We start from the raw sequence: 13824 nt of genomic DNA on the forward strand, positions 1-13824 counted from the left end.
CCCCCCCCCCCCCCCCCCCCCCACCCCCCCCCCCACTACCTAATGATCCGGCGACCACCGAGATCTACACCATGTACAGTACACTATTTCCCCACAAGACTCTCTTCCGATCTCCAAGGAGAAAGCATCCCCCCAAGGAGAAAGCATCCCCCCGATCGGAAGGGCACACGTCTGAACGCCAGTCACTACGCAGAGCATCGCGGAGGCCGGGGTCGGCGTGGAATTCCTCGATCAGGTGGGAGACCACGGCGCGCATCTGGCCGTCGTGGTCGGCGCCCCGGGCCCTGGCATCGGCGAGGGCCGCGCGTTGGCGGCTGGCGGAGGTGCCGCCCGAAACGATGTCGCGGGCGCGGTGCAGCGCGCCGGTGCATTGCAGGACGCCCGCGTCTTCCTCCAGCAGGTCGATCAGCTCCTCGACCAGTTCGGGGAAGGGCACGATCTCCGCCCGTCCGAAGTCGATCAGACCTTCGGTCGTGCCGTAGCGCTGCGCGCGCCAGCGGTTCTCCTCGATCAGGAAGCGGTCGTAGATCCGCCAGCGCTGGTTCTTCACCCGGAGCCGCCAGAGCATCCGCATCAGGCATTGCGAGATGGCCGCCAGCGTCAGCGCGTGTTCCAGCCGGGGCTGCACGTCCATGATCCGGGTTTCCAGCGTCGGGAAGGCGGCGGAGGGGCGCAGGTCCCACCAGATGCGCGAGCCGTCCTCGATCACGCCGAGGTCGATCAGCACCTGCACCGAGCGTTCGTATTCCTGCCAGGACTGGAACTGCGGCGGCAGGCCGGTGCGGGGCAGGTTGTCGAAGACCGAGATGCGGTAGGAGGCGAGGCCGGTGTCCTCGCCCTGCCAGAACGGCGAGGAGGTGGAGAGCGCCAGCAGGTGGGGCAGGAAGTAGCTCGCCTGCCGCATCAGGTCGGCGCGCAGCGTGTCGTCGTCGAGGCCGACGTGCACGTGCATCCCGCAGATCAGCATGCGCCGCACCACGCCGCCGAGGTCGCGGTCGAGCTCGTTGTAGCGCTGCTTGTCGGTGTGGGACTGCGTCTTCCAGTCGGCCAACGGGTGACAGGAGGCGGCGATGGGCGAAAGGCCGTGGCGCGCGGCGTGTTCCGACACCGTGGCGCGCAGCCGGCGCAGGTCGTCGCGGGCCGCGTCGACGGAGGCGCAGGGCCGGGTGCCGATCTCCACCTGGCATTGCAGGAACTCGGGCGAGACCTGGTCTTCGAGATCCTCGGAGAGGGCGGTCATCAGCGCTTCGGGCGCTTCGACCAGCGCGCAGGTGTCGCGGTCGACAAGGAGGTATTCCTCCTCGATGCCGATGGTGAAGGCCGGTTGCGCCATGGGCTGTCTCCGCTTGTGCGGTGGGATGGTAGTGCCGGGCCTGCGCCCGCTCAAGGGTTGGGCGTGGGGCAGGCGGAAGCGGCGTGGGCGGCGTTCAGCGCGTCGAGGTCGGTGTCGGGCTGGCCCGCGAGGTGCAGCGCCTCGGCCACGTCATGGGTGATGTGGAAGCGCAGGGTGCTGACCGGCTCGACCACCTGCTGCATCATGCGGGCCATGCCGAAGCTGTGACCTGAGGCCACCAGCAGCACGCTGTCGGCCTTTTCCGGGAACCGGCGCAGGAGCGGCGCCAGCCGTTCGACCGCGACGATGATGCTGAGGAAACTGGCGTCGATCTCTGTCACCCCGGTCGCGTCGGTGAGCATGTTGCGGCGCGGGTCGAAGCGCGGATCCTCGACGTAGCGCCGCAGCAGGTTGGCGCAGCCGGAGACGCTGATCTGCGCCGGCATCCTGAAAAAGGCGAGGTTGCGGTCCTCGTGCAGACTGAATTCGAACGTCATGTCGATGTCCCGGCGGTGTTCCGTGTCAGCTCCTTTCGGCCAGAAGGCTGCGCATCTTGCGGATGGTGTTCAGGTTGCGGGCGGTGCCTTCTGTCATCGCGGGCAGCCTGAGCCGCGAGCGGCCCTGTCCATCTGGGTAATGGATGTAGAGCGCGCCGGGACCGGGGCGAATGTCCTCTGCGGTCCGGTGCGTGGCGTCCGCGGCGGGGGCGGCGGGGATCGGGGCGTCGGTCAGGAGGCAGATCACCTTGTCGCCGGGCGCGTCGGGAAAGGGGGTGCCGGCGGTCAGCGCGTCGAGCTGGGCGAGGGTGCGCAGGAGGACGCCCACGGGTTTGCCGGCATGGTCGTGCAGCGCCTTTTCCAGCGCGGACTGCACGTCGGCGGGGGCTGCGTCATGGCTGAAGGCCACGTTGCCGGAGGCGATGTAGGTCTGGACGTTCCGGGCCCCGGTGCCTTCGGTCAGCGCCCTGAGGTCGGCCATCGCGAGCTTGCCGGTGCCGCCCACGTTCACGGCGCGGAGGAAGGCGGCATAGGCGGGCATGTGGTCGGTTCCCTGAGCGTTGTCCTGGCGGACCGCCCCGGAGGGCGGCCCGGTGTCGTGTCAGCGGCCGCGGATGCGCGGGTCGAGCGCGTCGCGCAGGCCGTCGCCCAGGTAGTTCACGCTGAGCACCGTCAGCGAGATGGCGACACCCGGCAGCATCACGCGTTCGGGGAACCGCTCCATGCGCTGGACCGCGTCGGCCAGCATCTTGCCCCAGGTGGGGAAGTCGGAGGGGAAGCCCACGCCGAGGAAGGAGAGCGCCGATTCCGTGATGATCGCCGTGGCGAGGCCGAGGGCGGCGGACACCATGATCGGCGAGAGCACGTTGGGCAGCAGGTGGCGGCGGATCAGCTTGAACGGCGAGGTGCCGATGGAGCGGGCAGCCAGCACGAACTCGCGTTCCTTGATGGCGAGGATGTCGCCGCGCACGATGCGGGCCGTGGGCATCCACGAGGTGACGGCGATGACCGTCACGATGAGGATGAACATGCCCCCCTCGGGCCCGAAGTTGGCCCTGAGCGGTTGCCGGAAGAGCGTCACGGCGACCAGCAGCAGCGGCAGGATCGGCAGCGACAGGAAGAGGTCGGTCAGGCGCATGAGCGGGCCGTCCAGCCTCTTGAAGTAGCCGGCGATCACCCCGATGGCGGTGCCGATCACGAGGCTGAGGATCATCGCGGCCCAGCCCACGGCCATGGACGCGCGCCCGCCCGAGAGCATCTGGGCGAGGTTGTCGCGGCCGAGCTGGTCGGAGCCGAGCGGCTTCTCCCACGAGACCTTGGCATCGGCGTCCCAGATCGCGGTGTAGATCGGGCGCATGTCCTTGTTGCGGATGTCCAGCTTCTGCGGGTCGACCGTGTAGATGTAGGGGCCGATCAGCACGGCGAGCGTGATGAAGACCAGGAACCCCAGCCCGAACATCGCGCCCTTGTGCTTGCGGAACTGGTCCCAGACGTCCTTGCCGCGCGAACGCGGCGGCTTTGTCGGGCCGGTGTCCTTCAAGGCCTCGATGGCGGCGGGGCCTTCGGCGAGGATTACATCGTCCTGTGGGCTTTCAGTCATAACGGATCCGCGGGTCGAGCACGCCGTAGAGGATGTCGGCGATCAGGTTGAAGAGCACGATGAGCACCGCGAAGATGAAGGTCAGCGTCATGACCATCGGCAGGTCGTTGGCGAACAGCGCCGTGATCAGGAGCTGGCCGATGCCGTTCACCTTGAACACGTTCTCGGTGATGATGGCGCCGCCGAAGATCGACGGGATGCCGAGCGCGATCACGGTGACCACCGGGATCATCGAGTTGCGCACCACATGCACGTTGACGACGATCGCCTCCGACAGGCCCTTGGCGCGGGCGGTGCGCACGTAGTCCTGCCCGAGGTTGTCGAGCATGGAGGCACGCATGTAACGCGAGAGCTGCGCGGTGATCTGCAGCGCCAGCACCATGACCGGCATGATCATCTGCTGAAGCTGGATCTTGAAGCTGGCCCAGTCGTTCACGACGTGGGTCGTGTCGTAGATCGAGGGGAACCAGCCGAGCTGCACCGAGAACAGCACGATCAGCAGCGGGCCGGTGAAGAACGGCGGGATCGAGAAGCCGATCATCGTCACGAAGGTCCCGGCCTGGTCGAAGACCGAGTACTGGCGGTAGGCGGAGTAGATGCCCACCGGCAGCGCGATCAGGATCGCCACCACGTAGGCCACGCCCACCACCCACAGCGTCTGCGGGATGCGCTGGATGATGATGTCCATCACCGGCGAGCGGGTCTGCCACGAGATGTTGCGCTGTTCGGGCACCCAGAACTGCATCTCGCCGTTGACCTCGCGCACGCGGCCCGCTTCCTGCATGGAGGCGAGGAGCGTTTCGGTCGGCGCGAAGGTGGGGGTTTCCCAGTGCCAGGCCAGTTGCGTGCCGAACATCCAGTCGATGAAGACCTTGGGTTCGATCCAGAAGATCTGGACCAGCCATTTCCAGTACTGGACGAGAGGCGGTTCGCCGAGGCCGAGCGCCTCGCGCATCTTCTGCTTGACCTCGTCCGGCACCGTCAGCGGCACCTGGGCCATCGGATCGCCCGGGGCCAGTTGCAACAGCATGAAGATGATGAAGCTGATAAAGATGAGCGTCGGGATCGAGAGGATCAACCGTCGCGTGGCGTAGGTGAGCAACGCTTATCCCCCTGTCGGGCTGTGGTGAAGGTGGGTGCATCCCGCAGCGCCGGCACGGGACCGGACAATGGGGCACAGGGTGTAAGACGGGGCGGCGCCGGGACGGTGTCCCGTGGTGCCGCATGTGCGGAGGCTGGCATCGCCCGGCCTGTGCCGGTGGCAATCTTGCATGTCAACGTCTGTCCAGTGGAGGGCGGTCTTCGTCATCGGCGATGAGAGGATGGCGTCGCGCGGCATCGGGGACCCCATCTGCGGGAGGAGCGTCGTCGCATCGCCGGCGAGGCGGGGCGCGAAGGCGTCGATGCCGTCGGTCCAGAGGCTGCGGTCGAGGCTCCGGTTGTCATCCATCGGCGCGGCGATCCCTTCCGTGTCTTCAGGAATGCGCCCGCCCCGTGCGAAACGGGACGGGCGCGCGATCAGGAACTTATTGTTCGATGCGGTACCAGTCTGCGACGTTCCACAGCTCGGAGTCCCAGACGTTCAGCTTCACACCGCCAAGGCTGTTGGAGTGTGCCGAGAGGCGGCCGCGGTGCACCAGCGGGATCATCGCGCCTTTCTCGTAGGCCATCTGGCTGAGCTGGCGGCCGATTTCCTGGCGCTTCTGCATGTCGGCGGTCTGCGACAGCTCGTTCCAGAGCGCGTCGTATTCCTCGTCGCAGAAGCGCGAGATGTTCTCGCCCTGCCACTGGGTTTCCGGACGCGGAGCCTTGTCGCACAGACCGTTGCCCAGGTAGGCCTGCGGGTCGGTGCCGTTGAAGGTGTTGGCGTACATTTCGACGTCGGCGTAGAACTTCTGGAAGGTGTCCGGGGAGCCCGGGTCGCCGCCGAAGAACACGGAGCTGTCGACGTTGCGCAGTTCGACTTCCATGCCGATCTGCTCCCACCACTCCTTGATCAGCGCCTGGAAGTCCTGGCGGACGGCATTGGTCGAGGTCTGGTAGAGGATCGAGAGCGGAACGCCGTCCTTCTCGCGGATGCCGTCGCCGTCGGAGTCGACGATGCCGGCCTCATCCAGAAGCGCCTTGGCGCCTTCGATGTCCTGCGTGCCGCAGTCCTCGTTCTGGTAGGCGAAGGGCTCGGGCGCGGGCACCCAGGAGCAGGTCACCTTGCCGGCCTGTCCGTAGCCCACTTCGACCAGCAGCGGACGGTCGATGGCCATGGACATCGCCTTGTAGACCGCCGGGTCGCCGAGGAACGGGTGCGGACGGATCACCGACCGCTCGTCCGGGCCAAGCGCCGGGTCGGGGTTGGTGTTGTTGATCATGATGCGTTCCATCAGCGGGCCGAAGCCTGCCACGGCAACACCCTGGCCGCCGGCTTCCATCTCGGCGATGACGTCGGGCGCGAGCTGGAGGTTCCAGGCGTAGTCGAATTCGCCGGTCTCCATGACCGCCGTGCCCGCTGCCGCAGCGTCGCCGCCGCCCTTGAAGGTCATGGTGGCGAAGGCCGGCTTGGCCGGATCGCGGTAGTTGCCGTTGGCCGAGAGGGTGATCACGTCGTTCGGCTTGAATTCTTCGACCACGAAGGGGCCGGTGCCGATCGGGTTGAAGTTCTGCTCGGTGCAGGTGGAGGCCGCGGCGCCCACGCAGTTCTCGAACTGGGCCTTCTGCAGGATCGGGGATTCACCGCCGACGAAGGGGCCGTAGGGAACGGGCTTCGCTTCGCCGAAGGTCACCACCACGGTCAGGTCGTCGGGCGTCTCGACCGAGGTCACGCCTTCGAACTTCGTCAGCTGCGCGCAGCCGCCTTCGGGGTGGGTGCAGTATTCGTAGGTGAATTTAACGTCTGCGGAGGTGAAGGGCGTGCCGTCCGACCACACGATGTCCGGTTTGATCTTCCAGGTGATCTGGGTCAGGTCCTCGGAGACGCCGCCGTTCTCGACCGTCGGGATCTCGGTTGCGAGCCAGGGCACGAGGGTGCCGGTTTCGTCGTAGCGCGCCAGCGGCTCGATGATCATCGACGAGGCCTCGACGTCCTTGGTGCCGCCCGAGAGGAACGGGTTCAGGATCGACGGGGCCTGCCAGTAGATGATCTTCACCTCGCCGTCCGCGCCGCGCTCTGCGAGCGCGGGGGCAGCGAGAGCTGTCACGGCCGCGGCACCCATCATCAGGGATTTCAGGGTCATGTTTCACTCCATGTTGGTCGGGACCGGCATCATGTCCGGTCCGCTTCGTTGATGCCGGGAAGGCTGTTCATCCGGTCAGGTCCGTTTCAACCCGAAAAAGACCCGTGCCCCGAATTCGCCCCCTGTGCCGGTCCATCGAAACCCGCGGATGCTCAAAATGCAAGCATTGCCTAAGGGCATCCCGGACGCATTCGGGAAGGGTCGGGGGGAAGGACGTGGCGCGGGCTGCCCGTGCAGGGGATTGATTTCGCTGAGGGTTGTGCGGCGGCGGGCTGTCTCGCTTGGGTCCGGGGCGGCCTTCGGGGCAATGGAAAAAGGGTTGGGCGGCCTGTCGGGGCATGTGTGTGCCCCGGGTTAAGCCATTGGCGGCATGCGCCTTTCAGCGGCGGATTGCCGCGCCGGGCCAGCGCGATGGCATTTCGTGCGGTTTCGGAACCTTGCGGCGGGGCGTCGGGCGGGCTGTCCGGCGCCGCCTGAAACCGTTCGGCTTTGCCCATTTTTCCGGCATGCTGCGCGAAGGCGTTGCGGCCCTTGTTCCACAGTCTCGTGCGGGGCGCCGGAAAGGGCATCCGGGTGCGCCCGGAAGGCTCTGACCTCCGGGAATGCGCGATGGGACCTTTACGCCCCGGAGCCGGGCTTTTAGCCTTCGCCGCGACAAGGGAGTTTCGAAGATGCTGGACGACACCACGGATACCGCCGCGACCGGGGCCGCAGAGGCCCAGGTGCCCATCGCCCGGATCGAGAAGCTCCGGGTCGAATTCCAGACAAAGGATGGCCCGGTGGTGGGCGTCGAGGACATCTCGTTCGAGATCAACCCGGGCGAGACGGTCTGCGTCGTCGGCGAATCGGGATCGGGCAAGTCGGTGTCCTCGCTTTCGCTGATGCGGCTGATCGAATACGGCGGCGGCGACATCGCGGGCGGCAAGATGCTGTTCGACCGGCGCGAGGGCGGGGTGATGGACCTGGCCACCGCCGACCAGAGCCTGATGCGCCACATCCGCGGCAACGAGATCGGCATGATCTTCCAGGAGCCGATGACCGCGCTGAACCCGGTGTTCACCGTGGGCCGCCAGCTGACCGAAGGGCTGCGCGTCCACCGCGGCATGTCGAAGAAGCAGGCGGAGGCACGGGCGCTGGAACTGCTGCGCGAGGTCCGCATCCCGGAACCGGAGCGGCGGCTGAAGCAGTATCCGCACGAACTGTCGGGCGGGATGCGCCAGCGCGTGGTGATTGCCATGGCCCTGGCCTGCAAGCCGCGCCTCCTGATCGCGGACGAGCCGACAACCGCGCTCGACGTGACGATCCAGGCCGAGATCCTAGCCCTGATGGACCGCCTGAAGCGCGAGACCGGGACGGCGGTGATGTTCATCACCCACGACATGGCGGTGGTGGCGCAGATGGCCGACCGCGTCGTCGTGATGTTCCGCGGCAACAAGGTGGAGGAAGGCCGGGTCGAGGAGATCTTCGAGAACCCGCAGCACCCCTATACCAAGGCGCTGCTGGCCGCCGTGCCGAAGCTGGGCGAGATGACCGGCAAGGACCTGCCGGAACCGATGCGGCTGGTGGGGCGCACCGACCAGAACCTCGACCCGATCAAGGGCTCTGACGAGGTGCTGCTGAAGGTGCAGAACCTCGTGACGCGATTCCCGGTGAAGGGCGGCTTCTTCCGCCGGACGGTGGCCTATGTCCACGCGACGGAGGATGTGTCGTTTACGCTCAACAAGGGCCAGACGCTGAGCCTCGTGGGCGAGTCGGGCTGCGGCAAGTCCACGGCGGGGCGGTCGCTCCTGCGGCTGGTGGAGCCTTTGTCGGGCAAGATCGAGCTCGACGGCACCGACATCATGGCGCTGTCGCAATCGGGCCTGCGCGACGCGCGGCGCGAGATGCAGATGATCTTCCAGGACCCCTTTGCCTCTCTGAACCCGCAGCTGCAGCTGGCCGACCAGGTGGCGGAGCCGCTGGTGAACTACGGTATCGGGTCCGGGTCGGAGATCCAGGACAAGGTGGCCAACCTGTTCGACCGGGTGGAACTGCCCCGGTCCTTCATGCGGCGCTATCCGCACGAGCTGTCCGGCGGCCAGCGGCAGCGGATCGCCATCGCGCGGGCGCTGGCGCTGAACCCGAAGCTGATCGTGGCGGACGAGGCGGTCTCGGCGCTCGACGTGTCGGTGCAGGCGCAGGTGGTGAACCTGATGATGGAACTGCAGGCGGAGCTGGGGCTGGGCTATGTCTTCATCAGTCACGACATGGCGGTGGTGGAGCGGGTCTCTCACACGGTGGGGGTCATGTACCTTGGCCGGATCGTGGAACTGGGACCGCGCCGCGCGGTGTTCGAGGACCCGCAGCACCCTTATACCAAGGCCCTGATGAAGGCGGTGCCGATCGCCGATCCGCGCCGCCGGAAGGCGGAGAAGGACCTGAACTTCAAGCCGATCCCGTCGCCGATCCACCCGGTCGGCTACGAGCCGGGGCCCTCGGTCTACGAGGAAGTCAGCCCGGGGCACCTCGTGCTGACCTCGGACAGCGGCTATTGAGGGCAGGGGCGGTTTTTCCGTGAAGGATCGCGCAAGGCAAATCTGAAAGCGAAGAAGCAGGGGGCGGTGCGCCGCGCCCCGGCCTGTCTGGAGGCATGATGACGGAACGACTTGCGCCGCGTGCGCTGCTGGAGCGGCTCGTGGCGTTTCCCAGCGTCAGCCGGGAGCCGAACGGCCCGCTGATCGACTGGGTGGCAGAGTACCTGCGGTCCCACGGGATCGAGGTGGGCCTTCACGACAAGGAGGGCGCGCCGGGGTGGAAGGCGCTTTACGCCCACGTCGGGCCGGAGGTCGAGGGCGGTGTCGTGTTGTCGGGCCACACGGACGTGGTGCCGGTGGACGGGCAGGCCTGGGACACCGACCCATGGGTGCTGACCGAGAAGGACGGCCGGCTTTACGGGCGCGGGTCCTGCGACATGAAGGGCTTCGACGCGCTGGCGATCTGGGCGATGGTCGAGGCGAAACATGCGGGCGTCACGCGGCCCTTGCAGATCGCCCTCAGCTACGATGAGGAGGTCGGCTGCACCGGCGCCCCGGCGCTGGTCGAGGCGATGCAGGTCCTGCCGCGCGCGACGGACGTGATCGTGGGCGAACCCACGATGATGAAGGCGGTCTCCGGCCACAAGGGCGGCGTGAGCTGGTGGGTCCATGTGCACGGCTTCGAGGTGCATTCGTCGATGCTGCACACCGGCGTCTCGGCGATCATGTGGGGCGCGAAGCTGATCGACTGGTGCAACGGCGTGAACGCGGCGGCGGAGGCGTCGGAGCCCCTGGGCTTGGCCGCGCTGTTCGATCCGCCCTACACCAACGTGCACGTCGGGCAGATCTCGGGCGGGACGGCGCACAACATCACCGCCAAGGACTGCGAGTTCGGGGTGGGCTTCCGCGTTGTGCCGGGCGAGGAACTGGAGACCTACCGCGCGCTGTTCGCCGCCAAGGTCGAGGAGCTGACCGCCGAGATGAAGGCGGTGCGCCCGGAGGCGTGGATCGAGGCGCGGGAGATGTTCTCCCTGCCGCCCTTCGCGCCGGAAGAGGACAATACCGCCGAGGCGCTGGTGCGGCGCCTGACCGGCGACAATTCGGAGAACTACGTGAGCTACGCCACGGAGGCGAGCCACTTCCAGACCGCCGGATACAGGGCTGTGGTCTGCGGGCCGGGCTCCATCTCGGTCGCGCACCAGCCCAACGAGTCGATTGCAATCAGCCAGTTGCAGGAGGGCGAGGCCTTCATGCGGAGGTTGCTGGAGGCGCTGGCGTGATCTTTCCGTTCAGGGACGAGGGCGAGCGGGACTTTCGCGGTCCGCTGCCGGAGGCGGTCGACGTCGCGGTGATCGGCGGCGGCGTGATCGGTGTGTCTGCGGCGCTGTTCGCGGCGCGCGCGGGCAAGCGGGTGCTACTGCTGGAGAAGGGCCGCATCGCCGCCGAGCAATCCTCGCGCAACTGGGGCTGGATCCGGGTGCAGGGCCGCGACATGGCGGAGATCCCGGTGGCACAGGAGGCGCAGCGCCTCTGGCAGGAGTTCGACGCGGAATGCCGCGGTGCGCTGGGTGTGGAGACGGTCGGCGTGTCCTACCTGGCCGGGTCGGAGGCCGAGATGGCCGCCTTCGAAGGCTGGCTGACGGAGGCGAAGGGGCAGGGCGTCACCTCGCGGCTGGTGGGCCGGGCCGAGACGGCGCGCACCATGGGTTATCCGCACGCGGGATGGTGCGGCATGCTGCTGACGCCGTCGGACATGAAGGGCGAGCCTTGGGTCGCCGTGCCCCGGCTGGCGAAACTGGCGGAAGCGGACGGCGCGATGATCCGCGAGCGGGTGGCGGTGCGCAGGCTCGACATCAGCGCGGGGCAGGTGACGGGCGTGGTGACCGAAGAGGGCACGGTCCGCGCCGAAAGCGTGGTGCTGGCGGGCGGCGCGTGGTCGTCGCTTCTGCTGGCGCGCCACGGGGTCCGCGTGCCGCAGCTTTCGGTGCGCTCGACCGCGCTGGCGACGCGGCCTTTGCCGGACCTGAATGTGCCCGCCTCGGTCGACGGAGAGATCGCCTTCCGGCGGCGGGCGGACGGGGGATATACCCTTGCGCCCTCGGGTTTCGCCGAGCTTTACACCGGCGCCGACATGCTGCGCCATCTGCCGGTCTACCTGAAGCTGGCCCTGCAGGGATCGTTCGATGTGCACCTGCGCGGGCCGCAGCCGCGCGGCTGGCCCGATGCGCCCGGCGTGGCCCGGTTCTGGAACGGCGATGAGATCAGCCCCTTCGAACGGGTGCGCATCCTCGACCCCGGACCGAACCGGAAGCGGGTGCTGGAGCTGCTGCGCCGCTTCGCGGAGATCTACCCGGCGCTAGGTGAAGTGCACCTGAAGGCTGCCTGGGGCGGGATGATCGACGTCATGCCCGACGTGGTGCCGGTGGTGGACCGGGTGGCGGCGCTGCCCGGCCTGACGGTCTGCACGGGGATGTGCGGGCACGGCTTCGGCGCGGGTCCCGCCTTTGGCCGGATCGCCGCCGACCTCGCCATGGGGCGCGATCCGGGCACCGCGCTCGACCGTTTCCGGCTGTCGCGCTTTTCGGACGGGTCCAAGCTGGTGCCGGGGCCGAACATCTGACGCCTCTCCCTTGAGCGATTTCCGACCATACGGTCAGGATTGTTGCCCGAGCGCTTGCGTTCGGCATGTATCTCACTAGGCTCGCCGCCGACATGACTGACTGGCCCCGTCGCCTGCGGGGCCGCTCGCACACAAGGAGACTTCCATGCCCGTCAAGAACCGTTTCGCAGAGCTTCATGGCGACATCACCGCGTGGCGACGCGACCTTCACCAGCACCCCGAGATCCTGTTCGAGACCCACCGCACCAGTGCGCTTGTGGCCGAGAAGCTGCAGGCCTTCGGCTGCGACGAGGTGGTGACCGGCATCGGGCGCACCGGCGTGGTGGGCGTCATCAAGGGGCGCGGCACCGGGTCGGGCAAGGTGATCGGCCTGCGCGCCGACATGGACGCGCTGCCCATCGAGGAGCAGACCGGGGTGGAATACGCCTCCAAGACGCCGGGCGCGATGCATGCCTGCGGCCACGACGGGCACACCGCGATGCTGCTGGGGGCGGCGCAGTACCTGGCCGAGACGCGCAACTTCGACGGCACGGTGGTGGTGATCTTCCAGCCCGCCGAAGAAGGCGGCGGCGGCGGCAAGGAGATGTGCCAGGACGGCATGATGGAGCGCTTCGGCATCCAGGAGGTCTATGGCATGCACAACTGGCCCGGGCAGCCGGTGGGCAGCTTCTCGATCCGGTCGGGGGCGTTCTTTGCCGCGACCGACCAGTACGAGATCACCATCCACGGCAAGGGCGGCCACGCCGCCAAGCCGCACCAGACGGTGGACCCGGTGGTGATCGCGGCGCAGCTTGTGCAGGCGATGCAGAGCATTTCCAGCCGCAACGCCGATCCGGACGATCCGATCGTGGTGTCGGTCACCTCGATCGAAAGCTCGTCGAAGGCGTTCAACGTGATCCCGGCGCGGGTGACGCTGAAAGGCACGATGCGCACCATGTCGAAGGAGAACCGCGCGCTGGGTGAGGAGCGGATCAAGGCGCTGGCCCCGCTGACCGCCGAGGCCTTCGGCGGCACGGCAGAGGTGCGCTGGATCGCGGGCTACCCGTCGATGGTGAACTCCGAGGAGCAGACGGAATTCGCGGCGGACGTGGCCGAGGCGATCTCGGGCGGCTGCGAGCGCAACGCGCCGATCACCATGGGCGGCGAGGATTTCGCCTACATGCTGGAGGAACGCCCCGGCGCCTATATCCTCGTGGGCAACGGCGATTCCGCCGACGTGCACAACCCCGGCTACAACTTCAACGACGAGGCCATCCCGGCGGGCTGTTCGTGGTGGGCGGAGATTGTCGAGCGGCGGATGCCGGTGACAAACTGATGCCCACGGCCATCGTCACGGGGGCCGCGCGCGGGATCGGGCGCGGCATCGCCGGGCGGCTGGTGGCCGAAGGCTGGGAGGTGGCCGCGCTCGACCTGTCGTTCGAGGGCGATGTAGGGGGCCGGGCGGTTGTCTGCGACGTGTCGGACGAAGTGTCTGTCGCGTCAGCCTTCGACAGCCTTGCGGACATGCTGGCCGACGGGCTGGACCTGCTGGTCAACAACGCGGGCGTCGCCGGGCCGGAAAGCGGCCCGGTGGAGGACCTGTCGCTTGAGGACTGGAACCGCTGGATCGGCGTCAACCTGACCGGCACCTTCCTGATGGTGCGCGCGGCGGTGCCGTTCCTGCGGCAGGCGCGCGGATCGGTGGTCAACCTCTCGTCGACACGGGCACGCATGGCGGAGCCGGACACGGAGGCCTACTGCGCCTCCAAGGGCGGGGTCGAGGGGCTGACGCAGGCGCTGGCGGTTTCGCTCGGGCCGGAGGTGCGGGTCAACGCCATCGCGCCGGGCTGGATCGTGACCGAAGGCTGGGACGACCTGCGTGCGGTGGACCACGCCCAGCATCCCGCCGGGCGGGCAGGCCGCGTGGACGACATCGCCGGGACGGTCGTCTGGCTGGCGGGGGCGGGGTTCGTCACCGGGCAGGTGGTCACCGTCGACGGCGGCATGACGCGCAAGATGATCTACGCCGAATGATCGGGCGGCGCCCGGACGGAT

General features: G+C 67.9%; 10 protein-coding genes and 2 pseudogenes. 5 read left to right on the top strand and 7 right to left on the bottom strand.

The window, feature by feature from the left end; genetic code table 11:
* Positions 1–64: 64 nt before the first annotated feature.
* The 7 genes and pseudogenes from ACU0DV_RS22030 to ACU0DV_RS22060 all read right to left on the bottom strand — a co-directional run bounded on the left by ACU0DV_RS22030 (position 65) and on the right by ACU0DV_RS22060 (position 6657).
* Positions 65–1333: a carboxylate-amine ligase gene (locus ACU0DV_RS22030; RefSeq protein WP_446273598.1), complete on the bottom strand. Its 1269-nt coding sequence runs from the start codon at positions 1331–1333 to the stop codon at positions 65–67.
* Positions 1334–1383: 50 nt separating this feature from the next.
* Positions 1384–1830: a hypothetical protein gene (locus ACU0DV_RS22035; protein ID WP_446242929.1), complete on the bottom strand. Its 447-nt coding sequence runs from the start codon at positions 1828–1830 to the stop codon at positions 1384–1386.
* Positions 1831–1855: 25 nt separating this feature from the next.
* Positions 1856–2371, bottom strand: a complete 516-nt coding sequence (locus ACU0DV_RS22040) for a DUF1697 domain-containing protein (protein ID WP_446242930.1) — start codon at positions 2369–2371, stop codon at positions 1856–1858.
* A gap of 60 nt (positions 2372–2431) precedes the next feature.
* Entirely contained in the window at positions 2432–3430 is a 999-nt protein-coding gene (locus ACU0DV_RS22045) for an ABC transporter permease (RefSeq protein ID WP_100926935.1), read from the bottom strand.
* Positions 3423–4151, bottom strand: a pseudogene (locus ACU0DV_RS22050) (ABC transporter permease); the annotation flags it as partial. The gene ACU0DV_RS22045 and the pseudogene ACU0DV_RS22050, both read right to left, overlap by 8 nt.
* 119 nt (positions 4152–4270) lie before the next feature.
* Positions 4271–4532 (bottom strand): annotated as a pseudogene (locus ACU0DV_RS22055) (ABC transporter permease); the annotation flags it as partial.
* A gap of 424 nt (positions 4533–4956) precedes the next feature.
* Positions 4957–6657, bottom strand: coding sequence for a peptide ABC transporter substrate-binding protein (locus ACU0DV_RS22060; RefSeq protein WP_100926932.1), 1701 nt, complete (start codon positions 6655–6657; stop codon positions 4957–4959).
* 671 nt (positions 6658–7328) lie between these two features.
* Between ACU0DV_RS22060 and ACU0DV_RS22065 the strand changes: the two genes are divergently transcribed.
* The 5 genes from ACU0DV_RS22065 (at position 7329) to ACU0DV_RS22085 (ending at position 13803) form a co-directional block, all read left to right on the top strand.
* Positions 7329–9191: an ABC transporter ATP-binding protein gene (locus tag ACU0DV_RS22065; RefSeq protein ID WP_254698256.1), complete on the top strand. Its 1863-nt coding sequence runs from the start codon at positions 7329–7331 to the stop codon at positions 9189–9191.
* Between the two features lie 98 nt (positions 9192–9289).
* Complete coding sequence (gene argE, locus ACU0DV_RS22070; protein WP_283983099.1) at positions 9290–10450, top strand: acetylornithine deacetylase; 1161 nt, start codon at positions 9290–9292, stop codon at positions 10448–10450.
* Positions 10447–11790, top strand: coding sequence for an NAD(P)/FAD-dependent oxidoreductase (locus ACU0DV_RS22075; protein ID WP_446242931.1), 1344 nt, complete (start codon positions 10447–10449; stop codon positions 11788–11790). The genes argE and ACU0DV_RS22075 overlap by 4 nt, the downstream gene beginning before the upstream one ends.
* A 145-nt stretch (positions 11791–11935) precedes the next feature.
* On the top strand, positions 11936–13105 hold the full coding sequence (locus tag ACU0DV_RS22080) for a M20 aminoacylase family protein (RefSeq protein ID WP_100926929.1): 1170 nt from the start codon (positions 11936–11938) through the stop codon (positions 13103–13105).
* Positions 13105–13803, top strand: coding sequence for an SDR family oxidoreductase (locus tag ACU0DV_RS22085; protein ID WP_446242932.1), 699 nt, complete (start codon positions 13105–13107; stop codon positions 13801–13803). Before ACU0DV_RS22080 ends, ACU0DV_RS22085 begins: the two co-directional genes overlap by 1 nt.
* Positions 13804–13824 lie beyond the last annotated feature (21 nt).

Source organism: Sagittula sp. (genome assembly GCF_052825245.1).